General features: G+C 67.6%; 21 protein-coding genes and 1 tRNA gene. 11 read left to right on the top strand and 11 right to left on the bottom strand.

From position 1 onward, the window contains the following. Positions 1 to 165 precede the first annotated feature (165 nt). The 3 genes from ACZ5PO_RS20435 to hemA all read right to left on the bottom strand — a co-directional run bounded on the left by ACZ5PO_RS20435 (position 166) and on the right by hemA (position 2,050). The gene (locus ACZ5PO_RS20435) at positions 166 to 609 is read right to left on the bottom strand and encodes a GNAT family N-acetyltransferase (protein WP_464183501.1); all 444 of its coding nucleotides are present in this window, start codon (positions 607 to 609) and stop codon (positions 166 to 168) included. Between the two features lie 28 nt (positions 610 to 637). Further along, positions 638 to 712 (bottom strand) — tRNA-Thr (locus ACZ5PO_RS20430). Between the two features lie 114 nt (positions 713 to 826). Beyond that, on the bottom strand, positions 827 to 2,050 hold the full coding sequence (gene hemA, locus ACZ5PO_RS20425; protein WP_464183499.1) for a 5-aminolevulinate synthase: 1,224 nt from the start codon (positions 2,048 to 2,050) through the stop codon (positions 827 to 829). 414 nt (positions 2,051 to 2,464) lie between these two features. Between hemA and murA the strand changes: the two genes are divergently transcribed. Next, positions 2,465 to 3,763, top strand: coding sequence for a UDP-N-acetylglucosamine 1-carboxyvinyltransferase (gene murA / locus ACZ5PO_RS20420; RefSeq protein ID WP_464183498.1), 1,299 nt, complete (start codon positions 2,465 to 2,467; stop codon positions 3,761 to 3,763). A gap of 134 nt (positions 3,764 to 3,897) precedes the next feature. On the opposite strand, the gene ACZ5PO_RS20415 is transcribed toward murA, so the two are convergent. Next, positions 3,898 to 4,869, bottom strand: a complete 972-nt coding sequence (locus ACZ5PO_RS20415; RefSeq protein WP_464183495.1) for a helix-turn-helix domain-containing protein — start codon at positions 4,867 to 4,869, stop codon at positions 3,898 to 3,900. A gap of 370 nt (positions 4,870 to 5,239) precedes the next feature. Here ACZ5PO_RS20415 and ACZ5PO_RS20410 point away from each other — a divergent pair, with 370 nt between their 5' ends. After that, positions 5,240 to 7,246 (top strand): primary-amine oxidase, encoded by a 2,007-nt coding sequence (locus tag ACZ5PO_RS20410; protein ID WP_464183493.1) that lies wholly within the window; start codon positions 5,240 to 5,242, stop codon positions 7,244 to 7,246. Positions 7,247 to 7,554: 308 nt separating this feature from the next. Here ACZ5PO_RS20410 and ACZ5PO_RS20405 read toward each other — a convergent pair whose 3' ends face one another. Continuing rightward, the gene (locus tag ACZ5PO_RS20405; protein ID WP_464183491.1) at positions 7,555 to 7,944 is read right to left on the bottom strand and encodes a hypothetical protein; all 390 of its coding nucleotides are present in this window, start codon (positions 7,942 to 7,944) and stop codon (positions 7,555 to 7,557) included. A 134-nt stretch (positions 7,945 to 8,078) separates the two neighbouring features. On the opposite strand from ACZ5PO_RS20405, the gene ACZ5PO_RS20400 reads away from it, so the two are divergent. The 4 genes from ACZ5PO_RS20400 to ACZ5PO_RS20385 are packed head-to-tail and all read left to right on the top strand — an operon-like array spanning position 8,079 to position 10,765. After that, on the top strand, positions 8,079 to 8,510 hold the full coding sequence (locus tag ACZ5PO_RS20400; protein ID WP_464183489.1) for a DUF2948 family protein: 432 nt from the start codon (positions 8,079 to 8,081) through the stop codon (positions 8,508 to 8,510). 1 nt (position 8,511) lies between these two features. Beyond that, positions 8,512 to 9,801, top strand: a complete 1,290-nt coding sequence (gene hisD, locus ACZ5PO_RS20395; RefSeq protein WP_464183488.1) for a histidinol dehydrogenase — start codon at positions 8,512 to 8,514, stop codon at positions 9,799 to 9,801. A gap of 10 nt (positions 9,802 to 9,811) precedes the next feature. Then, on the top strand, positions 9,812 to 10,312 hold the full coding sequence (locus tag ACZ5PO_RS20390) for a UPF0262 family protein (protein WP_464183486.1): 501 nt from the start codon (positions 9,812 to 9,814) through the stop codon (positions 10,310 to 10,312). A gap of 6 nt (positions 10,313 to 10,318) precedes the next feature. Next, positions 10,319 to 10,765: an arsenate-mycothiol transferase ArsC gene (locus ACZ5PO_RS20385; protein ID WP_464183485.1), complete on the top strand. Its 447-nt coding sequence runs from the start codon at positions 10,319 to 10,321 to the stop codon at positions 10,763 to 10,765. Between the two features lie 293 nt (positions 10,766 to 11,058). Here the strand turns inward: ACZ5PO_RS20385 and ACZ5PO_RS20380 are convergent, their stop codons facing one another. From ACZ5PO_RS20380 to ACZ5PO_RS20370, 3 genes are all read right to left on the bottom strand, one after another. Beyond that, positions 11,059 to 11,757, bottom strand: a complete 699-nt coding sequence (locus tag ACZ5PO_RS20380) for a TerC family protein (RefSeq protein WP_464183484.1) — start codon at positions 11,755 to 11,757, stop codon at positions 11,059 to 11,061. Positions 11,758 to 12,064: 307 nt separating this feature from the next. Further along, a complete protein-coding gene (locus ACZ5PO_RS20375; protein WP_464183482.1) occupies positions 12,065 to 12,337 on the bottom strand; it encodes a DUF2934 domain-containing protein in 273 nt (90 codons plus the stop codon). A 193-nt stretch (positions 12,338 to 12,530) separates the two neighbouring features. Further along, complete coding sequence (locus tag ACZ5PO_RS20370) at positions 12,531 to 13,715, bottom strand: serine hydrolase domain-containing protein (RefSeq protein ID WP_464183481.1); 1,185 nt, start codon at positions 13,713 to 13,715, stop codon at positions 12,531 to 12,533. 244 nt (positions 13,716 to 13,959) lie between these two features. On the opposite strand from ACZ5PO_RS20370, the gene ACZ5PO_RS20365 reads away from it, so the two are divergent. Further along, positions 13,960 to 14,238 carry a hypothetical protein gene (locus tag ACZ5PO_RS20365; RefSeq protein ID WP_464183480.1) on the top strand — a complete coding sequence of 93 codons (279 nt, stop codon included), beginning with the start codon at positions 13,960 to 13,962 and terminating at the stop codon, positions 14,236 to 14,238. After that, positions 14,238 to 14,675 (top strand): type II toxin-antitoxin system PemK/MazF family toxin, encoded by a 438-nt coding sequence (locus ACZ5PO_RS20360; RefSeq protein ID WP_464183479.1) that lies wholly within the window; start codon positions 14,238 to 14,240, stop codon positions 14,673 to 14,675. The genes ACZ5PO_RS20365 and ACZ5PO_RS20360 overlap by 1 nt, the downstream gene beginning before the upstream one ends. 28 nt (positions 14,676 to 14,703) lie before the next feature. Here ACZ5PO_RS20360 and ACZ5PO_RS20355 read toward each other — a convergent pair whose 3' ends face one another. Both ACZ5PO_RS20355 and ACZ5PO_RS20350 read right to left on the bottom strand, forming a co-directional pair. Next, positions 14,704 to 15,333 carry an NUDIX hydrolase gene (locus ACZ5PO_RS20355; protein ID WP_464196950.1) on the bottom strand — a complete coding sequence of 210 codons (630 nt, stop codon included), beginning with the start codon at positions 15,331 to 15,333 and terminating at the stop codon, positions 14,704 to 14,706. Between the two features lie 124 nt (positions 15,334 to 15,457). Continuing rightward, positions 15,458 to 17,014, bottom strand: a complete 1,557-nt coding sequence (locus tag ACZ5PO_RS20350; RefSeq protein ID WP_464183477.1) for an acyl-CoA synthetase — start codon at positions 17,012 to 17,014, stop codon at positions 15,458 to 15,460. 215 nt (positions 17,015 to 17,229) lie between these two features. On the opposite strand from ACZ5PO_RS20350, the gene ACZ5PO_RS20345 reads away from it, so the two are divergent. From ACZ5PO_RS20345 to ACZ5PO_RS20335, 3 genes are all read left to right on the top strand, one after another. Then, positions 17,230 to 18,162, top strand: coding sequence for a DMT family transporter (locus tag ACZ5PO_RS20345; protein WP_464183476.1), 933 nt, complete (start codon positions 17,230 to 17,232; stop codon positions 18,160 to 18,162). A gap of 143 nt (positions 18,163 to 18,305) precedes the next feature. Then, positions 18,306 to 19,631: an alpha/beta hydrolase gene (locus ACZ5PO_RS20340; protein ID WP_464183475.1), complete on the top strand. Its 1,326-nt coding sequence runs from the start codon at positions 18,306 to 18,308 to the stop codon at positions 19,629 to 19,631. Between the two features lie 105 nt (positions 19,632 to 19,736). Continuing rightward, a complete protein-coding gene (locus ACZ5PO_RS20335) occupies positions 19,737 to 20,531 on the top strand; it encodes a DUF72 domain-containing protein (protein ID WP_464183474.1) in 795 nt (264 codons plus the stop codon). Between the two features lie 100 nt (positions 20,532 to 20,631). Here the strand turns inward: ACZ5PO_RS20335 and ACZ5PO_RS20330 are convergent, their stop codons facing one another. Beyond that, a complete protein-coding gene (locus ACZ5PO_RS20330; protein WP_464183473.1) occupies positions 20,632 to 21,534 on the bottom strand; it encodes an alpha/beta fold hydrolase in 903 nt (300 codons plus the stop codon). Positions 21,535 to 21,548 lie beyond the last annotated feature (14 nt).

The raw sequence follows: 21,548 nt of genomic DNA, 5'->3' as shown, positions 1-21,548 counted from the left end.
GCGGGCTCGGCAATTCTGCAGCGTCTAAAAATTTTCTGGCGGAAATTTGCGAACCGGGAACGTGTTCCGGTTCGCAAATTTCCGCTTAGCGCGATCATGCCATAGTGTCGCAGCCGCCGCGAACGGCCGTCCGCCGCCCTGCCCAGCCGCGACGGTCCGCCGCGCTCAGCCGGCGGGTTCCAGCGACTTACGCATGAAATAGCGGGTCTGGCCGCGCGGGTGCTCGTCCAGCGCGCCGAACACGGCGTAACCGTTCTTTTCGTAGAAGCCGCGCGCCTGGAAGCTGAAGGTGTCGAGCCAGATGCCGACGCAGCCGGCCTCCCGGCCGATCTCCTCCGCCTGGGCCAGCAGGCGGCTGCCCAGGTCCTGGCCGCGCAGCTCCGCCGGCACGAACAGCAGTTCGACGAAGACCCAGTCGTAGGATGTCTTGCCCCACAGGCCGCCGCGATTCGCACCCGTCGCCGGATCGCGCAGCAGCAGCGCGAAGGTCCGGTAGTTGGACGGGCCGGCGGTCTCGTCGTTGTAGGCGATCAGCGGGCGGACGATCGCATCCCGTTCGGCGGCGTCCGGCGTCAGCGATACGACGATGTCGGGGGCGGATTCGGTCATGGCCTGAGATCGCATGGCCTGGGATCGATGGTGCCGCAGGGGAGGATTGAACTCCCGACCTCACCATTACCAATGGTGTGCTCTACCACTGAGCTACTGCGGCCGATCGGATTGGGCGTTACGCCTGCGAAGCAGTCTGCCTCGCTCGGGCGCGGATGAATGCCATAGGCACCCACGCCGCGCAAGCGGGAGCAGCATAATCCTGTTGGGAAATGCGCTAGGCGGCGCGTCGGGCCGCCAGAGACAGGCCCAGCGCTCGCCACGTGGCGAGGAGAGCCTCGCTCAGCTCCTCGATCAGTTCGTCGCTATGGTACGGCGTCGGCGTGATGCGCAGCCGCTCGGTTCCGCGCGGGACGGTCGGATAATTGATCGGCTGCACGTAGATGCCGTGTTCCTCGAGCAGCATGTCGCTCGCAGCCTTGGCGAGCTGCGGGTCGCCGACCATCACCGGCACGATGTGGGTGTTGTTGGCGAGGACCGGCAGGCCTGCCGCCTCCAGCCGCGCCTTGGTGCGCGCCACCTGCGCCCGCTGGCGGGCGCGCTCGGCGTTGCTCACCGACAGATGCTCGACGGCGGCCAGCGCCGCGGCGGCCACCGGCGGCGGCAGCGCCGTGGTGAAGATGAAGCCGGGCGCATGCGAGCGCACCGCGTCGATGATCGACGCCTTGGCGGCCAGGTAGCCGCCGAGGCAGCCGAAGCCCTTGGCGAGCGTCGCCTCGATGACGTCGAGGCGCTCCATGGCCCCCACCTCCTCCGCGTAGCCGCCGCCGTGGGCGCCGTAGAGGCCCACGGCGTGGACCTCGTCGAGGTAGGTCATGGCGCCGTAGCGCTCGGCCAGATCGCAGATGCCATGGATGGGCGAGACGTCGCCGTCCATGGAATAGACGCTTTCGAAGATGATCATCTTGGGCCGCTCGCGGCCCGCCGCCTTGAGGATCTCCTCGAGGTGGGTCAGATCGTTGTGGCGGAAGATGCGCTTGTCGGACCCCGAGCGGCGCACCCCCTCGATCATCGAGTTGTGGTTCATCTCGTCGGAGATCAGCAGGCAGTCCGGCAGCAGCTTGGCGATCGTGGCGATGCCGGTCTCGTTGGAGACGTAGCCGGAGGTGAAGACGAGCGCCTCCTCCTTGCCATGCAGCCGCGCGAGCGCCGCTTCCAGATCGACGATCGGCTTGGAGGTGCCGGCGATGTTGCGGGTGCCGCCAGCGCCGACCCCCAGGCGCGCCGCGCTCGCCGCCATGGCATCGGTCACCACCTTGTGGCGGCCCATGCCGAGATAATCGTTGGTGCACCACACCGTGACGTCGCGGGCGCCGTCCGGCCCATGCCAGGTGGCGCGGGGAAACCGGTCCGTATCGTGCTCGATCGTGATAAAGACGCGATAGCGGCGCTCGCGCTTCAAAGCCGCCAACGCATCCTCGAAATAACGATCGTAGTTCATTGCGGACCCGCCTCGCGATACTGACACACGCAGTTTAGCCGCGGGCCAGGGCAACATCACGTTGTTTTCGAAACATTCCAGAGAGCAGACGCAGCTGCAAGCTGGCTGTTCGCCGCATGCGGCGACTTGTTCGCGGCGGCGAAGGAGGCTAACGATCAGCTGGCAGGGCATGGGGGCGCGATCACCTTGAGTTCCAGCACCGCACCGGATCGTCAGCAACGGCTGGCCGAGGCGCTGCGGGCCAATCTCAAGCGGCGCAAGACGCAGGCCCGCGGGCGCGCCGCTACCGGGCGGGGTGCGAGCGACACGCGGGATGACGACGGGCCCGCCGGGCCTTCCCCCTCGGCCACCTCCCTTCCGCGCGGCTGAAGCCGCCTCACATCGGCGGCGCAGACCCGCCCGGAGCAAGACGATATGGACCGCATCCGCATTACGGGAGGCTCCGAGCTCAACGGCGTGATCCCGATTTCCGGCGCGAAGAACGCCGCACTGCCGCTGATGATCGCCAGTCTGCTGACCGACGAGACGCTCGAGCTGCACAACGTGCCCCGCCTCGCCGACGTCCAGCAGTTGCTTCGCATCCTGAGCAACCACGGCGTCGACCATGGCATTGCCGGCAAGCGGCCGGGCCAGACGGCGGAGACGGGCCAGTCCATCCGCCTGCGGGCGCGCGCGGTGATCGACACGACGGCCCCCTACGAGCTCGTCTCCAAGATGCGCGCCAGCTTCTGGGTGCTGGCGCCGCTCGTCGCCCGCATGGGCACCGCCCGGGTATCGCTGCCCGGCGGCTGCGCCATCGGCACGCGCCCGGTCGATCTGCTGCTGATGGCGATGGAGAAGCTCGGCGCCAAGGTCGAGATCGAGGGCGGCTACGTGCTCGTGCAGGCGCCGACGGGCGGCCTCAAGGGCGCCGAGATCAACTTCCCCAAGGTGACGGTCGGCGGCACCCATACGGCCCTGATGGCCGCCGTTCTCGCCGACGGCACGACGGTCATCGACAACGCGGCCCGCGAGCCCGAGGTCGTGGACCTGGCCGAGTGCCTCAACGCCATGGGCGCCAAGATCACCGGCGCCGGGCAGTCGCAGATCATCGTCGAGGGGGTGGCCAAGCTCGGCGGCGCCAGCCACACGGTGCTGCCCGACCGCATCGAGACCGGCACCTATGCCATGGCCGTCGCCATGACCGGCGGCGACGTGCTGCTCGAGGGCGCGAGGCCTGCGCTCCTGCAATCCGCGCTCGACGTTCTGGGCGAGTGCGGCGCCGAGGTCAGCACCACCAACGAAGGCGTTCGCGTGCGGCGCAACGGTCACGGCATCGCCGCGGTCGACGTCACCACCGAGCCCTTCCCCGGCTTCCCGACCGACCTGCAGGCCCAGCTGATGGCGCTGATGACCCGCGGCAAGGGCACCAGCCGCATCCGCGAGACGATCTTCGAGAACCGCTTCATGCATGTGCAGGAGCTGGCCCGCCTCGGCGCCCGCATCCGCCTCGACGGCGACGTCGCCTTCGTCGAGGGCGTCACCAAGCTCACGGGCGCCCCGGTGATGGCGACGGACCTGCGCGCCTCGGTGTCCCTCGTCATCGCGGCGCTCGCCGCCGAAGGCGAGACGACGGTCAACCGTGTCTACCACCTGGATCGCGGCTTCGAGGCCCTCGAGGCCAAGCTCGGCCGCTGCGGCGCACAGATCGAGCGCATCTCCGGCGAGCAATAGGGGCGCGTCGCCGCCGCCTTCTAGAGCGCTTCGCGGTTGGGTGGACTCACCCAATCGCAAGAGAAGCGCTCCAGTTTCAGAAGGTTATGAGCATTTCTCTGCCATTGGATGGGTCCATCCAATGGCGAAATGCTCTAGGCCGATCTCGCTCGACGCAGCGTTTCCGACGGCAGCTCGGAGAAATGACGCTTGTAGTCGAGGGAGAACTGGCTGAAGTGCCAGAAGCCGTGCCGGACGGCGACGTCATAGACGCCGCTATGCGGGTCGTCGCAGCGCTTCAGGTCGCGCCGCACGCGATTGAGACGCACGGCGCGCCAATAGTGCAGCGGGCTCGTGCCGAGCACCTCGTGAAAGCAGTAGCGCAGCTTGCGCGGGCTGGCCCCGACCGCCTTGCAGACGTCCAGGAGCGACATCTCGCGATCGCCGCCCGCGAGCATCACCTCGCAGGCGCGCTCGACGGTGCGCTTGCGCGCCGCCCCGCCGCGCCCGCGATCGCAGGGCCGTGCGGTGGGCAGCATGTCCGTCACCTCGACGAGAACGCTGTCCTCCAGCATGCGGCACGCCACGGGATCGTCGAACGCGGCGGGACGGGTGACGATCGCGTCGTGGACCGTGGCGAGCAGCCGACGCAGGCGCATGACCGGGGCCTCTGCAACCTCGATCACCCGCAGCTGGCGCCAGACGCCGCGCGGCAGCTCGATGCCGAGAGCCGCAGCGATCTCCTCGATAAGCGCGGCGTCCATCTCGACGCCGCGGAGCTCGAAGCCCTCGGGCGTACACATGTCCACGTCGGCGTCGAAGCAGGCGATGACCTTGGTGCCGGCAAGCGTCGCGCCATTGCAATTGACCTCGTCGCTCGAGCGCCAGGGCAGGCCGATGCCGAAGCTGTTGGAGCCGAGCTGGCCGTGCTGGCGAACCCGCTGACTGGTCACCTCACGAAACAGCTCGACCCGGGGCAGTGAAAGCTGCGTGAAGCTGCCATAAAAGGCACCGGCGCTGATCTGGTCATAACTCAGGCGCCAACGCCCGAGGTTTGCGCAGTGCTCGTCGACGTCGGCGCTGGTCGCCTGCAGCAGCGCGACACCGCCGGCGGCGATCGAGTCCATCCTTGGAACGACACCGGCCGGAGCCGCTGAAGCGACCGAGATGCTCAGAGCCATGACACCATATTGAAACCGCAAGAGATGGGGGCCGCAAGAGATGGGGGCAGCAAGGCTTGGCGGCGGCAAGCCCCTCGGTGGCCGCAAGAATCACGCCAGGCCGGACCGGGCGATGGCCGTCACGCCGAACGGTATTGCCGAATTTCGATAACGCCGGACGGCCGGCGCAGGCAGTCTCGGCGTCGCGTGATGCTCCGGCGGGGGTGTGAGGCAGGCCGCGCATCTGGAGCGATCCTGATCAACCTCCGCCCAGGCCTTTCTGCCGCCGCGCCGGAGCATTTGAATCTGGACGAGCGGCAGCAAAGAGGAGCGCGGCATGTCGGACGTCATCGAAGAAGCACCTCAGGCGATCCCCCGGCTGAAACGGCTTCATCCGCTCGACCCGCTCGATGCCCAGGAGATCGCGGCGGCGTGCCGGCTGGCGCGTGCGGCCGCGACATCCCCGGCCGATTGCCGTTTCCCGATCGTGCGCCTCGAAGAGCCGAGCAAGCAGGACCTGCGCGCGGTCGCGGCGGGGACGGACCTGCCGCGTCGCGTGTTCGTGCTGACGCTCGATGTGGGGACCGGCGAGGCGATCGAGCACATCGTCGACCTCGACCGCGCCGCGATCGTTGCGCGCAAGCCCGTGCCGAGCGGCGAAGCGCCCTACGGCCAGCCGCCCGTCATGGTCGAGGAATTCTACCGCTGCGACGCCATCGTCAAGGCCGATGCCGGCTGGCGGGCTGCCATGCATCGGCGCGGGCTCTCCGACCAGGACATCGAGCTGGTCCAGGTCGACCCCTTCTCCTCGGGCTTCTTCGACATGGAGTTCGAGCGCGGGGCGCGTATCGTGCGCGCGGTCAGCTATTATCGCGAGCACATTCAGGACAACGGCTACGCCCACCCGATCGAAGGCGTCGTGGCCGTCGTCGACCTGATCAAGGGCAAGGTGGTCGATCTCGTCGACGCCGATCCGGTCGTGCCGATCCCACGCAAGAAGCGCAACTACGGCGCCCACGAGAACAAGAACCCGCGCACCGATATCCGGCCGCTCCACATCGAGCAGCCGGAGGGGCCGAGCTTCCGTGTCGACGGCTGGCAGGTCGAATGGCAGAAGTGGAGCTTCCGCGTGGGCTTCACGCCACGGGAAGGCCTCGTGCTGCACCAGCTCGCCTATCAGGACGGCGAGCGCAGCCGTGCGCTGATCCATCGCGCCAGCGTCACCGAAATGGTGGTGCCCTACGCCGATCCGACCGCCAACCACTTCTGGAAGTCCGCGTTCGACGCCGGCGAATACGGCCTTGGCATGCTCGCCAACGCGCTCGAGCTCGGCTGCGACTGTCTCGGCAACATCCACTACTTCGACGTGCCCGCCGCCGACAGCAAAGGTGAGCCCTTCGTGATGCGGAACGCCATCTGCATGCACGAGGAGGACTATGGCATCATCTGGAAGCACCATGAGTTCCGCAACGGCTTGTTCGAGGTGCGCCGCTCGCGGCGCCTCGTCATCAGCTTCTTCGCGACCGTCGGCAATTACGACTACGGCTTCTATTGGTATCTCTACCAGGACGGGACGATCCAGCTCGAGGCCAAGCTGACCGGCATCATCCAGACCGCGGCGGTGATGCCCGGCGAGCGCTACCGCTGGGGCGGCATGGTCGACGACAATCTCGGCGGCCCGACCCATCAGCACTTCTTCAACGCGCGCCTGCACATGGACCTCGACGGCAGCGGCAACACGGTGACCGAGCACGAGTTCGTGCCGCGGCCGTGGGGCCACGACAACCCTCACGGCAACGTCTTCGACATGACGACACGCGTGCTGTCGTGCGAACGCGACGCGGCCCGCATCGCCAATGGCGAGACCGGCCGCTTCTGGAAGATCAGCAATCCAAACCGGGAGAACTCGGTCGGCACGCCGACGGCGTACAAGCTGGTCGTCAATCCGAGCCCGCTGATGCTGGCGCAGGAGGGCAGCTTCGTCCGCAGCCGCGGCGGCTTCGCGACGAAGCATGTCTGGGTCACCGCATTCGACCCCGCCGAGAAATATGCGAGCGGCGACTATCCCAACGTCCACGCCGGCGGCGACGGCCTGCCGCGCTACGTCGCGCAGAACCGCAACATCGAGAATGCCGACATCGTCGTCTGGCACAGCTTCGGCCACACGCACGTCTGCAAGCCGGAGGATTTCCCGGTGATGCCCGTCGAGTATGCGGGCTTCATGCTCAAGCCGACCGGCTTCTTTGCGGCCAATGCGGCCGCCGACATCGCGCCTGAACGCAACGCCCGAAGCGTCCTGAGCAGTGACAGTGGCCCCGGCGGCTCCTGCTGCCACACGAGCTGAGCCGGAGGGCGGGCAGAAGGAGGGGTGAACGACGCCGCGTCGGGGTGACCGGACTAGAGCGATTCGCGATTGGGCGGACTCACCCAATCGCAAAAGAAGCGCTTCAGATTCAAAACGTTATGAGCATTTTTCTGCCATTGGACGATCTCGTCCAATGGCGAAATGCTCTAGCTCGAGCCTTCTTCCGAAGGCCCCTCACCCGGCTTGCGCCGGCGCACAAGCCGACCTCTCCCCGCAAGCGGGGCAAGGTACGCAGCTGCACCGCTGTTCGCCTTTGCCGCGACTGCGCCGAGGCGTCAACATCACCGCTAGTAGCCGATCGCGCCGCGCTTCTTGCCGAAGCCCGGGATCTCGCAGGCGCAGGGCGCGCCGCGCGGGAACACCATACCTGTCGGACAGGCGCCGCGCGACGTGACGCAGACGCTGCCGCCCGCGCGGCCGTAGCCCGGGGCGGGCGGAGGTGGCGGCGGCCGGTAGCCCTGCGGCGGCGGGCGATAGGGCGGCGGATAACCCTGCGGCGGGGGATAGTCGGGCGCCGGCTGGCGATAGCGCCGCGGTGGCGGATAGTCGTCGTCGCCGCCATATCCACCGTAGCCGCCTCCGCCGCCGCCGTAGTACTGGGCGGAGGCGGGCACGGCGGTGACCACGGCGATCGGCGCCAGGGCGATCGTCGCAGCCAGGACGCGGGCCAGCATCATCGTGTCGTCTCCTGCATCTGCCGTTGCGGCACTGTTCCGTAGCCGAATCGAGGGTTATCCCGACTGTAGAGGGATGATGCGACTGTTGCACCCCGCCCATGCGCCCGATACACACCGCCCATGGTAGCGGTACGATGACGGCCGAGCTTCTGACACTCGTGGCGCTGGACGCCGACGACCTCTCGGTGCTGTCCGCACACTTGCAGGACGCGGTGCTGCGGCCCCAGGACGTCTCATGGCGCAAGGCCGAGCACCAGCTGGTGCTGGTGCTGCGCCGCTTCGACTGGAGCGCGCCGGCCGACCAGCCGCGGCGGCGCTTGACCGGTCTGCACTTCAACCGGGTGCAGCGTGTCATCCATCAGGGCGTCGGGACCGGACGCGGCGTGCTCTGTGCCCTGGCGATCACCTTCGAGGAGACGGACGCCCCGTCCGGCGCCGTGCTGATCACCTTCGCCGGCGGCGGCGTCATCCGCGTCGAGGTCGAATGCATCGAGGCGCAACTGCGCGATCTGGGCCCCGCCTGGGAGGCTGCGAGCCGCCCCTCGCACCCCATCGACGAGGCTTGAGATGGCAATCCTGCTCGACGCCCAGGCGCCCGGCTTCGACAAGGCCTTCACCGCCCTCCTCGGCCAGAAGCGCGAGGTCTCCGAAGACGTCGACGAGCGCGTGCGGACGATCCTGGCCGATGTCGCCGCCCGCGGCGATGCGGCGCTGATCGAGCTCACCGCCAGCCTGGACCGCTGCGACGTCGCCGGCCGTCTGCGCATCACCGAGGCCGAGATCGCACGGGCGGAGGCGGCCTGCGCGCCCGACGCACTGGCGGCGCTCACCACCGCCAAGCAACGCATCGAGGCCTATCACGCCCGCCAGCGCCCTGCCGACGATCTCTTCACCGACGAGGCGGGGGTGACCATGGGCTGGCGCTGGAGCGCCATCGCGGCGGTGGGCCTCTATGTGCCGGGGGGCACGGCAAGCTATCCGTCGTCGGTGCTCATGAACGCGCTGCCGGCTAAGGTCGCCGGCGTGCCCCGCGTCGTCATGGTGGTGCCGACCCCCGACGATACCCTGAACCCGCTCGTCCTGGCGGCGGCGCGCCTGGCCGGCGTGGACGAGATCTACCGGGTCGGCGGCGCCCAGGCGGTGGCGGCATTGGCCTATGGCACCGCCACGATCGCGCCGGTCGCCAAGATCGTCGGCCCGGGCAACGCCTATGTGGCGGCGGCCAAGCGCCGGGTGTTCGGCACCGTCGGCATCGACATGATCGCCGGCCCGTCCGAGGTGCTGATCGTGGCGGACGAGACCGCCAACCCCGCCTGGCTCGCCGCCGATCTGCTGGCCCAGGCCGAGCACGACGAAGCGGCGCAGTGCATCCTCGTCACCGATAGCCCGCCTCTCGCCGACGCGGTGGAGCGCGCCCTCGCCAATCAGCTCACCACCCTGCCGCGCGCCGCGATCGCCGCCGCGAGCTGGCGCGACTACGGCGCGATCATCGTCGTTCGGGAGCTCGGTGACGCCGTGCCGCTCATCGATGCGATCGCGCCCGAGCACCTGGAGATCGAGACGCACGATGCCGAGGCGCTGGCAGCACGTGTGCGCAACGCCGGCGCCATCTTCCTCGGCGCCCATACGCCGGAGGCGATCGGCGACTACGTCGGCGGCCCCAACCATGTGCTGCCGACGGCGCGCTCGGCGCGCCACTCGTCCGGGCTCGGCGTGCTCGACTTCATGAAGCGCACGTCGATCCTCAAGTGCGGTCCCGACAGCCTGCGCGCGCTCGGCCCTGCGGCGATCGCACTCGGGACCGCCGAGGGCCTGGACGCTCATGCCCGCTCGGTCGCCATCCGGTTGAACCTCTAGGCAGCGGCACATGAGCGACGATACGCAGCCCTCCGCCGGGAAGCCCCGTGACCGCCTGGTCGCCGTCAAGCTCGACGATGCGTCCATCGGCCGGGGTTCACCCGATCAGGAGCACGAACGCTCGGTCGCCATCTGGGACATCGTCGAGCTGAACAGCTTCGCCGTTCCCAACCACGACGGCGGCCCCTACGTCCTGCTGATCGGCCTGGTCGAAAAGCGCCTGTTCTTCGAGGTGCGGAACGAAGGCGACGACGTCGTCGTCACCCACCATCTGTCGCTCACCCCATTCCGGAAGGTGATCAAGGATTACGAGCTGATCTGCAACAGCTACTACGAGGCGATCCGGACCGCGACGCCACAGCAGATCGAGGCGATCGACATGGGCCGACGCGGCCTGCACGACGAGGCGGCAACGCTGCTGTCGGAGCGGCTGGAGGGCAAGCTGACGATCGACTTCGACACGGCGCGCCGCCTGTTCACGCTGATCTTCGCGCTGCACTGGAAGGGCTGAGCCTTGATGAGCAGCGCGGCCCGCCACCGCGTTCAAGCCCTTCTGTTCGCCTGCGGGCTGAACTCGGTCCGCTCACCCATGGCCGAGGCGATCGCCCGCCACTATTTCGGCAAATCGGTCTACATCCGTTCGGCGGGCGTCCGCAAAGGCGAGCTCGATCCGTTCGCCGTGGCCGTCCTCGACGAAATCGGCATCGACGCCGGCAAGCACAAGCCACAGTCTCTGGAGGAGCTCGACGACGACGAAGGCATGAACTTCGATCTGATCGTCACCTTGGCGCCCGAAGCCCACCATGCGGCGCTCGAACTGACCCGCACGTCGGCCATCGACGTGGAGTATTGGCCGACCCCCGATCCGACAGCTACGCAGGGTTCACGCGGCCAGGTGCTCGACGCCTATCGCGCCGTCCGCGACATGCTGACCAAACGCATCCTGCAGCGCTTCAAGGATTGACCTAGAGCATTTCTCTGCCATTGGACGGACCCATCCAATGGCAGAGAAATGCTCATAGTCTTTTGAATCTGGAGCGCTTTTTCGCGGTTGGTGAGCCCACCCAACCGCAAAGCGCTCTAGTGTGGTGGATCTGAAGTTCCTGCTCCCCGCATGGCATCCACGTTCAGGAACTTCAGATCCATTAAACCACACTAGAATCATAGAGTTGCTAGTGTGGCTTGAGAATCCGAAATTCGCTCCCAGCGCTGCTCCGAGGTGGTGCGAATTTCGGATTCGCCACACTAGTCTAACGCTCAGGCCGGTGGGCGCAGGCTGACGGGCCGGCCGCGCGACTTGAGCACGCCGTAGGAGACGGCGAGCACCAGCAGCGCGCCGGCAGCACCGGCGGCGCTCTCCCAGGTATGGGCGACGTCCTGCCCGATCTGCCCCACGACCCAGAAATCGGTGATCATCATCGTGCCGGCGACCCAGCCGAGCAGACCGGCGCCGGCCCAGACGAGAGCCGGAAAGCGGCTGAGCAGGTTCAGCAGCAGATTGGCCCCCAGCACGATCAAGGGAATCGAGAGCGCCAGCCCGAAGATGAGCATGCCCACGTGGTCCTGAGCCACGGCGGCGATGGCGATGACGTTGTCGAGGCTCATCACCGCATCGGCGAGCGCAACCGTCCAGACCGCCTGCCACAGCTTGCCGCTCTCACGGATGTCGCTGTGGCTGTCGTCGTGCCCGGCCACGAGATTGACCGCGATCCTCAGCAGCAGGAGCCCGCCGGCGACCTTCAGGAAGGGAATCGCGAGGAGTTGGACGACGAGCAGCGCGAAGACGATGCGCAGCATGATCGCCGCCAGCGCGCCGAGGGCAACGCCCCATTTGCGCTGGCGTTCCGGCAGGCCGCGGCAGGCGAGCGCGATCACCACCGCGTTGTCGCCGGAGAGAATAAGGTCGATCCAAACGATTTTCGCGCCGGCGATGATCTCAGGCCAATATTGGTCCATGCTGGTCCGTCGCCCGGAACGAGCGTGCGCGTTGACGAGGCGGCTGCCCACCGGCAATCGCTCTCGACCGTTTGTGGTCTGCCGACCGGGGTGACGGCCCCGCCGGGGCTGTCGGTTGCGCCCGGACAGGAATGCCGTCCCGGCTCCTGCGAGATAAGCAGTAATGCACGCCAGTCAACTGCAGCGCCCGCTATCGGCGCGCGATCGTTGTGGCTTCAGCCATGCGCTAGAGCATTTCGCCATTGGATGGACCCATCCAATGGCAGAGAAATGCTCATAGTCTTTTGAATCTGGAGCGCTTTGCGAGCTAGGCCGGCTTGGCCGCGCGGCTGGCCGCGGCGGCAATCGGCCGGCGGCTGGGCGGCGGCGCGGCGATGGCCTTGGCGGGCGCGGCCGGGCGGCCGGGGGCAGCCCGGCCCTGACCCTGATCGGACGGCGTGGGCAGCTCGCCCTGCCGTTCCTCCAGCTCGACCAGTTCGCGCGCCTTGTTCCAGTGATGGATCTCACGCCCTTCGGGGAAGCCCTCCTCCTGCCAGAGATGATAGGCCTTTTCCCGAATGCGGCTCTCTTTCGTCATCATGGTGGACTGTCCGAAGCGAGGGCGATCAGCCGGTGCGCCGCGGGATCATCGACGGATGACCCCGCCGACCTCGAATACGGCTCGGCGAACGCACCTGCGTTTCGCTGCGGTCCCGTTGCGCACGGCCGCTCCCTGGAGAGGGGAACAGCCCGACAATGCGCAGACGTCCGTCAGAGTTCCTCGCTCGCGCGGCTCAATCCCCGAAGGCGGCGTGAACCAGGTTCCGGTAGAGCTGCCTGAACTCATCGCGCTGGCCGGGCGCCTGGATCATCATCAAAGCGAAGCACTCCTCTTCGGGATCGATCCAGAAGGTGGTGCCGGCGATGCCGCCCCAGAAGTACTGGCCGACCGAGCCCGGCACGGCGGCGATGCCCTCCTCCAGGCGGACGGCGAAGCCCAGGCCGAAGCCGTAGCCCTCGGGCAGCAGGTCCGAGCTGATCTTCACGCCGGGGCCGAGGTGGTTGGACGCCATGAATGCCACGGTCTTGCGGCTGAGCAGGCGAACGGTGTCCAGCGCGCCGCCATTCTGGAGCATCTGCAGGAAGCGCGCGTAGTCCATGGCCGTGGAGACGAGGCCGCCACCGCCCGATTCGAACTCGGCCGGGGTCCGCACGTCGATCAGGCGCACCGGATCGCCGGTGTCGGGGTCGCGGGGAAACGCCTCCGCAAGCCTGTCCTGGGCGCTCTCGGGCACCGAGAAGGCGGTGTCGACCATGCCGAGCGGCGCGAAGATGTCATCCTGCAGGACAGCTCCCAGCGTGCGTCCTGTCACCACCTCGATGATGCGCCCGAGCACATCGGTCGAGCGGCTGTAGTCCCAGTGCGTGCCCGGCTGGTGGATCAGCGGCAGCGCAGCCAGCGTCTCGGCGTGCTCGGCGTTGGACCAGTTGCGCCGGTAGATCTTGGCCTCGGTGTAGAGCTTGACCAGCGCCGGACCGGCCAGGAACTCGTAGCTGAGCCCGGAGGTGTGGCGCAGCAGGTCCTGGACCGTCATGGGCCTGACCGGATCGACCAGCTCGATCTCGCCGTCCCGCTCGATGCCGACCTTGGTCTTGGCAAACGCCGGAATGTACTTCGAGACCGGATCGGAGAGCAGCACCCGCCCCTGTTCGACCAGCATCATGATCGCTGTCGAGACGATCGGCTTGGTCATCGAATAGATGCGAAAGATGGAGTCGGTCTGCATCGGCGCGCCTGTCGCCGGATCGCGTACGCCGATCGCCTCGACATGGGCGATCTTGCCGTAGCGGGCGATCAACGTCACCGCGCCGGGAAGGCGGCCGCGGTCCACCTCCGCCCGCAGCGCAGCCGTGAGGCGCGCCAGGCGCTCGATGGAAAAGCCCACCTCTTCCGGTTTGGCGGTCGGCAACGACGTCATTCTCTGGTCCTCCCCATGGGCCACGGCTCCGCAGCGCTTCTCGATCGGGTGGACTTTTCCGATCCCTGAAGAACAGCTCCAGATTCAAAAATGCTCCCGGCCGCCGTGGGCGCGGACCATAGATGGTTCGGACCGAGTCGGAGAGCGAAATCGAATGAGGAGATCGTTCCTACGTCACATCCCAATTGCCGTTCGAGACATTATCTCCATATTAGTCAAAATGGCGAGATGAGGTCTTGTCGGCATGGGTCGGGTCCAAAAAGTCTCCGCGACCGAATTTTCCGGCCGCTTTGGCCAGTGGTCGTTTACGGCGCAATCGGTCCCCATCATGGTGACCAATCAAAAGACCGGTATGGTGCTGGGCTACTTCGTGTCGGCGCCTGAGTTCGAGGAGTATCTGCGCGTTCGCCATCTGCTCCCAAAGGCGCGACACGTTTGGGAGATGTCCGACGATTTGACGGCGGAGCTGGCCAAGCCTTTGCCGCGGCGCCGTCCCGAGCTCGATGAGCTGATGGACGATTGATGTCCCTCGCGGAGGTCGGTCCGGAACCCGGACTCGTCATTCCTTACATTTATCTGTGGCGACACGAACACAACGAGGGCGAGGAAAGCGGGCGCAAGGTGCGGCCCTGCGTGCTGGTGATCGTCGTCGCCAGACAAGCGTCGGGCAAGACCACGGTCGCGGTCGTCCCCGTCACGACGCAAGCGCCCGACGCCTCGCGCAGCGCCGTCGAAATTCCAGCGCGAGTGAGAGGGCACCTGGGCTTGGACGCCCCGCGCTCGTGGGTCATATGCGACGAGTACAATGAATTCGATTGGCCTGGCGTCGATCTCGCGACGACGCCCAAGGGCGACCGTCGCTACGGTTACGTGCCCGATGCGCTCCTGGAGCGCGTACGCCAGGAGATGAGAGCCGCCGCAGCTCGAAAAGCGTTGAAAGCAGTGCGTCGAACCGAATGAGTCTCGCGATCCCTTGCAAGGGCGCGTGTCAGCGCCAGGCGAAGACCGGCTGCTCGAGATCGGCGACGCGGGTGGTGCGGCCGACCAACAGCTCGCGGAACTGATAGATCACCGCCGCCGTCGGCGCGTGCACGTGCCGCTCGTTGATGTGGAGGCGGACGACCGGCCGCGGGCTCTCGGGGATGGTGACGAAGCTCACCGCGTCCTCGATGGTGATGTGGGCGAACGGAATGTGGTGCACCGACGCCACTTCCAGCGGGTTCGGCGTGAGGGCGGGGCTCGTCCCGGCCCAGACGACCACCGGCGACATCACGTAGCCGGACCGCGTGGGATAATCATCGAGCTGGCCGAGCACCGCATCGCTCGCCAACGCCAGCCCAAGCTCCTCGTGCAGCTCGCGCAGTGCCGTTTCCGTCGCGGTCTCGCCGGCGTCGCAGCGGCCGCCGGGCAACGCCCATTGGCCGCCGTGGGAGCGCAGCGTCTTGGCCCGGCGCGTGAGCAGCAGTGCGAGCTCGCCCGGCTGCTCGGGATCGCCGACCACGGCGATGGCGACCGCAGCCCGTTTCAGCTCCGCATGAGCCGCATCGGGATCAAGCCGCGCAAACGCGACGCAGAGACGCTGAAGGCGCTCGCGTTGGCCAGCATCGCTGGCCGGCATGGGCTCGGTTGAGGGCAGTGACACGCCTGCTCTTATGTCGACTGAGGCAACCGCCGACAAGTCACCATCCCGTCCGCGGCGGCAACAGAGCCTTGCATAGCGAACATAACGCCGCGTTTGCCCCTCAAGCCGTCGGCGCCGGATCCCGCTTGGGCGCCCCGTCGGCGAATTGGCCGCGCAGCGTCGGCTTGTGCACCTTGCCGGTCGCGTTGCGCGGCAGCGCCGCCACGAAGCTCACCACGCGCGGGCATTTGAAGCGCGCCAGATTGGCCCGGCAGTGGGCCATGACCTCGGCTTCGGTGAGCTCCTGGCCAGGCTTGACCGCGATGACGGCCATGCCCGTCTCGCCCCAGGTCTCGTCGGGGACGCCGATGACCGCCGCCTCGGCGACCGCGGCGAGCTGATAGAGCACGTCCTCGACCTCGGCCGGGTAGACGTTCTCGCCGCCGGAGATGTACATGTCCTTCCAGCGGTCGACGATGTAGTAATAGCCCTCGTCATCGACCCGCGTCGCATCGCCCGTATGCAGCCAGCCGTCGGTGATGGCCGTCTTGTTCGCCTCCGGCCGGTTCCAGTAGCCCGGCGTGACGTTGGGGCCGCGCACCCACAATTCGCCGATCTCGCCGGGGGCTGCATCGGTGCCGTCCTCACGGACCACACGCACCTCCGTGTGCAGGACGGGTTTGCCGGCGGAGCCGGCCTTGCGCGCCGCATCCGCGTTGTCGAGCGCCAGCACCGAGGGGCTCGTCTCGGTCATGCCGTAGCCCTGCATCAGCGCGATCCCCTTGCCCTCCCAGAGCTTGAGCAGTGGCACCGGCATCGGCGCCCCGCCGACGCCGCCGACCACGAGGCGCGAAAAGTCCGTCTCGGCGAAGGCCGGGTGCTGGCCCATGAACTGGTAGATCGACGGCACGCCGAAGAAGAGGTTCAGCCCGTAGGCTTGCTCGCCGATCAGCCTGAGCGCCGCGCCGGGGTCGAACACCCGCATCACCAGCACGGTGCCGCCCGCGTGGAGGACGGGGTTGACGTAGCAATTGAGGCCACCGGTGTGGAACAGCGGCAGCACCACGAGCTGGACGGACGAGGGCGTGACATAGGCGATGCTGCCCAGGTTGACGCAATTATAGAACGTCATGCCGTGGGTGATCGTGGCGCCCTTGGGCCGGCCGGTCGTGCCGGAGGTGTACATGATGGTCGACACGTCGTCGTGCGTCACCACGGCGCCCTGCTCCGCCGGCAAGGGCGAGGACAGCGCGATGCCGCGCTCGTAGTCGCCGCCCACCCCCGCGCGGCAGGCTGCCGGCACCCCGCACCGGGCGATCACCTGGGTCGCGGTCTCGGCCAGATCGTCGTCGTGCACGATGAGGCGGGGCGACGCGTCCGAGACGATGAACTCGAGCTCCGGCACCGTGAGCCGCGTGTTCAGCGGAACGAAGATGGCGCCGATGCGGGCGCAGGCGAACTGGATCTCGAGGATGTCGGTGCTGTTGAGCGCCAGCACCGCGACACGGTCGCCGACGCCGACGCCGTGCGTGTCGCGCAGGTGCCGGGCCAGGCGGCCGACCCGGTCGTTCATCGTCTCGTAGGTGAACAGGCGATTGGTGGCGAGGTCGACTGCGGCAAGCTTCGCCGGCGTGCGGCGGGCATGGTGTGCGATCCAATCGTAGTAGCGTACCGCCATGGCGGGCCTCCCCTGCGGGCTATCATCGGGCCGATACTCGAGCCTCGTTGAGCTGCAGGTTTCACGCCCGCGGGCTATTAGGCAAGAGGCTCCGCCCGCCGCAGCCACTGCATCGCTTGAGGCTTCGTTCCGCGCCTGATGCATTTGCTACGTTTGGCCGAAGGGCGCATAAGTGCGCACGCTACCGTTGCATCCCATTTAGTGATCGCCCGCCCATGCATGCACAACCCGCGCGGGGTCATGTCGCCCTCGTCGTGCTCATCGGCACCATCTGGGGCCTGAACTGGCCAATCGTTAAGATGGCGCTCATCGAGTTCGGCCCCTGGACCATGCGCGCCCTGTCGCTGGCCGGGGCGAGCATCCTGTTGATGCTGATATCGTTGGTGCAGCGGCACTCCCTGCGCGTGCCGCCGTCGCAGTGGTGGCGGATCGCGGCGCCCGGCCTGTCCGGCATCGCCGGCGTCAATATCCTCAATGCCTTTGCGCAGATGAACATGTCGACCGGGCGCACCGCGATCGTCACGTTCTCCATGCCCATCTGGGCGACGCTGCTCGCCATCGTATTCCTCGACGAGCCGCTCGACCGCCGCAAGATGATCGGCCTGGCGCTCGGCGCTGCCGGCCTGACCGTGCTCGCCTTGCCCGTCATCCAGCATGGCGCGGCGACGCTCGGCCTCAGCCTGGCGTTCCTGTCGGCGCTGTCGTGGGCAGCCTCGCTGGTGTGCATGAAACGCTTCCCGATCGCGGCGCCCCCCGTCGTCGCGGCGACCTGGCAGGTGACCTGCGGCGCCGTCTTCCTCATCATCGGCATGCTGCTGTTCGAGCGGTTCCCGCCAACCTTCAACGGCATCACGCCCGGCGTACTCGGGCTCATCTACAACGCCATCCTGGCTCAGGGCGTCGCGACCTTCCTGTGGTTCCAGGTGGTGGTCCGAACCCCGGCCGGCGTCGCGGCCATCGGCACGCTCATGGTGCCGGCGATCGGCATGGTGGGCGCCATCTTCCTGCTCGGCGAAATTCCACTGATCACCGATTGGATCGGGCTTGCCCTGGTGCTGGCCGCCTCCGCTTCGGTGCTGATCGCCCCGGCGCGTTACGCGCGCTTCAAGAGCGATGCGGCCATCGTGCCGACGCCGGGCACCGAATAACGGAAATGGTTGCGCAAAGGGCACGGGAGGCCGGCTTTCCGCCGCACGGCCGGCGCCCCCCGTTGCCAACCGGGCTCGGGTGCCGCAAACGAAAGGACCGCGGTTAGCCTGATCTCAACCCCAGATGAGCATTCGAGCCGATGATGCGCCGTTCCCTTGTTGCGTTGCTGCTCGCTGCGGCGTTGGGGCTCGGCGGCTGCGCCGGCCGGCCCAAGAACGTGCTGGTCCCGGTTGCGGCAACGGCGCCAGGCACCAGCGAGGTGACCCTGCTCGTCGCCACCACGCGCAGCGACCGCAACGCCGCCCCCGGCGAGATGTTCACGGGCGAGCGCGGGCGCGGCCTGAGGTTCGCCGATATCACGGTCTCGATCCCGCCCCCGCAGAACCGCAAGGTGGGCGACGTGCAATGGCCGAAATCGCTACCGGGCAACCCGGCCACCGATTTCGTGACCGTCCGCGCGACCGAGCTCGACCGGGCGGAGGCGACCGCCAGCTTCGATGCGCGGCTGCGGCGCACGCCCAAACGGCGGGTGCTGCTGTTCGTGCACGGCTACAACACGCGCTTCGAAGAAGCGGTCTATCGTTTCGCGCAGATCGTGCACGATTCCAACGCGCCGGCCGTGCCCATCCTGTTCACCTGGCCGTCGCGCGGGCAGCTGCTGTCCTACGGCTACGACCACGAGAGCGGCAGCTACTCCCGCGACGCGCTGGAGGCCGTGCTGCAAGCCTTGGCCAAGGACAAGAACGTGGACGAGGTCGCCATCCTGGCCCACTCCATGGGCAATTGGGTGACGCTGGAAGCCCTTCGCCAGATGGCGATCCGCAACGGCCGCATTTCGCCGAAGATCAACAGCATCATGCTGGCGGCGCCGGACGTCGATTTCGACGTGTTCCGCCGCCAGGTCGCCGAGATCGGACCGAACCGCCCACCCGTCACCATCTTCATCTCGCAGGACGACGAGGCCCTCGCCGTCTCCCGCCGGGTCTGGGGCGAGCCGCGCCTGGGCGCCATCAATGCGGAGGTCGAGCCCTACCGCGCCGTGCTCGACCGCGATCAGATCACCGTGGTCGACCTCACCAAGGTCGAGACGAGCGACAGCATCAAGCACGGCAAGTTCGCGCAATCTCCGGACGTGGTTCGGATGATCGGACAACGCCTGGTCGAGGGCCAGACGCTGAACGACGGCCACGCCGGCATCGGCGAGCGGCTGGGCCAGGTCGCCGTCGGCGCCGCGTCGACGGTGGGCAGCGCCGCCAGCCTTGCCATCTCGGCGCCGATCGCCATCATCGACCCCAACACGCGCGAGGGCCTGGGTGGTCAGTTCGAGCGGCTCGGCAGCAATATGGCGAGCACCATTCCGCTCGCCCACGGCGCGCAGTCCCGGCCCAGCGGCGAAGGGAGTAGCGAGGCTGACACCGCCCCGCTCGAGCAGCAGAATGACCCGGGGCAGGGCAAGCGTCGCCAATAGCTCTGCACGGAGATGCTGACCCCTCGTGGCCGGGCTTGACGTGGGGACGATCAGGTAGATCAGCTGGACGCCTCCACGCTATCCAAGCGCTCCAGGGAGGATGACATGATCCGGGTCGGTATCGGCGGCTGGACCTTCGAGCCCTGGCGCGGCACCTTCTATCCGCCGAAGCTGCCGGTGGCGCGCGAGCTCGCCCACGCCAGCCGCCAGGTCACCGCCATCGAGGTGAACGGCACGTTCTATGGATCGCAGAAGCCGGCCAGCTTCCGCAAATGGGCCGATGAAAGCCCCGACGGCTTCGTCTTCTCGCTGAAGGCTCCGCGTTTTGCGGTGAACCGGCGCGTCCTGGCCGAGGGCGGCGAATCCATCGAGCGCTTCTTCGCCAGCGGCCCGACCGAGCTCGGTGCCAAGCTCGGGCCGATCCTGTGGCAATTGGCTCCGACCAAGCGCTTCGATCCCGAGGACATTTCCCGTTTCCTCGAGCTGCTGCCGACGAGCGTCGACGGCCTCGAGGTGCGCCATGCGCTGGAGGTGCGGCACGAGAGCTTCGTGAACCCGGAGCTGATCGAGCTGCTGCGCGCGCGGAACGTCGCCATCGTCTTCGCGGATTCAGCGAAGTATCCGGCTGCCGCCGATCGCACGGCGGACTTCGTCTACGCCCGGCTGCAGCAGGCGCGCGAAGACGAGCCGACCGGCTATTCCGCGGCCGAGCTCGACCAGTGGGCCGAGCGGGCGCGCACCTGGGAGAGTGGCGCCACGCCCGCGGATTTGCCGCGGGCCGACGGCGCCTCGGAGCCGGCCAAGGCGCCCGTCGACGTGTTCATTTTCATGATCAACGGCGCCAAGGTGCGCGCCCCGCACGCGGCGATGGCCCTGATCGAACGGTTGCAGGCGGCGTAAGCCGATCGAAGCCGCGCCTACGCCGGAGCGGGCGCGGCTCTAAGTCCTCGTGTTAGGCATGATCGCCCAAGAACCGGTGCCCACGTTTTGGGATCATGCTCTAGGCATCACAGGCGCCGCGCGGCGGGACCGGAGGAGACAGGAAGCCCAGGATCTCGCTGGTGACCCGCTCCGGCTCCTCCCACTGAAGCCAATGCGTTGCACCTTCGACAAGCTTGAGCTCGCCTCTGTCGCACATCTCGATACTGGCCTTCGCCAGAGGTAGTCCGAGAAAGCTGTCGTCCTCGCCCCAGAGCACGAGCGTCGGCGGCGCGATCCGGGCGGGGGCGCCGACTTTTCTCTTCCGCACCGCGCGGTAGTAGTTGATCATCCCGGTGAGCGAGCCGCGTCGCCACGCATCGACGTAATAGTCGAGCTCACGCGAACCGATAGCGCCTTTCCTGGCGGTGAGCCTTATGAGCATCCGCAGGCCGGCGAACCGGAGGACGCCCAGCGCCGCCTCCGGCAGCCAGGGCAACTGGAACAGCACGACGTAGATACTGCGAAGCGCCTGGGAGAGATGCGTCGTGGCATACGCCGCGAAGACATCCGGGTGCGGTGCATCCAGGATGACCAATTGCTCGACCCGCTCGGGATAGCGTGCCGCAACCCACCAGGCGATGACCCCACCCCAGTCGTGTCCCACGAGCCTGAACCGTTCCGCCCCGTAGGCGGCGGCGAGCGCGACCACGTCCGATGCCAGCGTATCGAGATGATAGGGGTCGATCCCCTGGGGTGCATCGCTCAGATTGTAGCCGCGCATGTCCGGCGCGATCACGCGAAAGCCCGCCTGAGCGAGCGGACCGACCTGATGACGCCACGTCCACCAAAACTCCGGGAAGCCGTGGATCAGGAACAGGGCCGGCCCGTCCGCCGGCCCCGCTTCGACGACATGCAGCTTGACGTCGTTCACACGGACAAAGCCGCTCGTCCACGACGGTTTTGTGGGCTCGCTATCGGACATCTTGCATCCTCGGC

It is taken from the genome of Chelatococcus sp. KU-N122, from assembly GCF_055391085.1.
Note: the sequence above shows the minus strand (reverse complement) of the source record. Positions and strands in the feature narration are given on the sequence as shown.

Coding starts and splice junctions, on each gene's coding strand:
- ACZ5PO_RS20435 (WP_464183501.1), bottom strand. CDS start 609: ATGACCGAATCCGCCCCCGACATCGTCGTATCGCTGACGCCGGACGCC.
- hemA (WP_464183499.1), bottom strand. CDS start 2,050: ATGAACTACGATCGTTATTTCGAGGATGCGTTGGCGGCTTTGAAGCGC.
- murA (WP_464183498.1), top strand. CDS start 2,465: ATGGACCGCATCCGCATTACGGGAGGCTCCGAGCTCAACGGCGTGATC.
- ACZ5PO_RS20415 (WP_464183495.1), bottom strand. CDS start 4,869: ATGGACTCGATCGCCGCCGGCGGTGTCGCGCTGCTGCAGGCGACCAGC.
- ACZ5PO_RS20410 (WP_464183493.1), top strand. CDS start 5,240: ATGTCGGACGTCATCGAAGAAGCACCTCAGGCGATCCCCCGGCTGAAA.
- ACZ5PO_RS20405 (WP_464183491.1), bottom strand. CDS start 7,944: ATGATGCTGGCCCGCGTCCTGGCTGCGACGATCGCCCTGGCGCCGATC.
- ACZ5PO_RS20400 (WP_464183489.1), top strand. CDS start 8,079: ATGACGGCCGAGCTTCTGACACTCGTGGCGCTGGACGCCGACGACCTC.
- hisD (WP_464183488.1), top strand. CDS start 8,512: ATGGCAATCCTGCTCGACGCCCAGGCGCCCGGCTTCGACAAGGCCTTC.
- ACZ5PO_RS20390 (WP_464183486.1), top strand. CDS start 9,812: ATGAGCGACGATACGCAGCCCTCCGCCGGGAAGCCCCGTGACCGCCTG.
- ACZ5PO_RS20385 (WP_464183485.1), top strand. CDS start 10,319: ATGAGCAGCGCGGCCCGCCACCGCGTTCAAGCCCTTCTGTTCGCCTGC.
- ACZ5PO_RS20380 (WP_464183484.1), bottom strand. CDS start 11,757: ATGGACCAATATTGGCCTGAGATCATCGCCGGCGCGAAAATCGTTTGG.
- ACZ5PO_RS20375 (WP_464183482.1), bottom strand. CDS start 12,337: ATGATGACGAAAGAGAGCCGCATTCGGGAAAAGGCCTATCATCTCTGG.
- ACZ5PO_RS20370 (WP_464183481.1), bottom strand. CDS start 13,715: ATGACGTCGTTGCCGACCGCCAAACCGGAAGAGGTGGGCTTTTCCATC.
- ACZ5PO_RS20365 (WP_464183480.1), top strand. CDS start 13,960: ATGGGTCGGGTCCAAAAAGTCTCCGCGACCGAATTTTCCGGCCGCTTT.
- ACZ5PO_RS20360 (WP_464183479.1), top strand. CDS start 14,238: ATGTCCCTCGCGGAGGTCGGTCCGGAACCCGGACTCGTCATTCCTTAC.
- ACZ5PO_RS20355 (WP_464196950.1), bottom strand. CDS start 15,333: ATGCCGGCCAGCGATGCTGGCCAACGCGAGCGCCTTCAGCGTCTCTGC.
- ACZ5PO_RS20350 (WP_464183477.1), bottom strand. CDS start 17,014: ATGGCGGTACGCTACTACGATTGGATCGCACACCATGCCCGCCGCACG.
- ACZ5PO_RS20345 (WP_464183476.1), top strand. CDS start 17,230: ATGCATGCACAACCCGCGCGGGGTCATGTCGCCCTCGTCGTGCTCATC.
- ACZ5PO_RS20340 (WP_464183475.1), top strand. CDS start 18,306: ATGCGCCGTTCCCTTGTTGCGTTGCTGCTCGCTGCGGCGTTGGGGCTC.
- ACZ5PO_RS20335 (WP_464183474.1), top strand. CDS start 19,737: ATGATCCGGGTCGGTATCGGCGGCTGGACCTTCGAGCCCTGGCGCGGC.
- ACZ5PO_RS20330 (WP_464183473.1), bottom strand. CDS start 21,534: ATGTCCGATAGCGAGCCCACAAAACCGTCGTGGACGAGCGGCTTTGTC.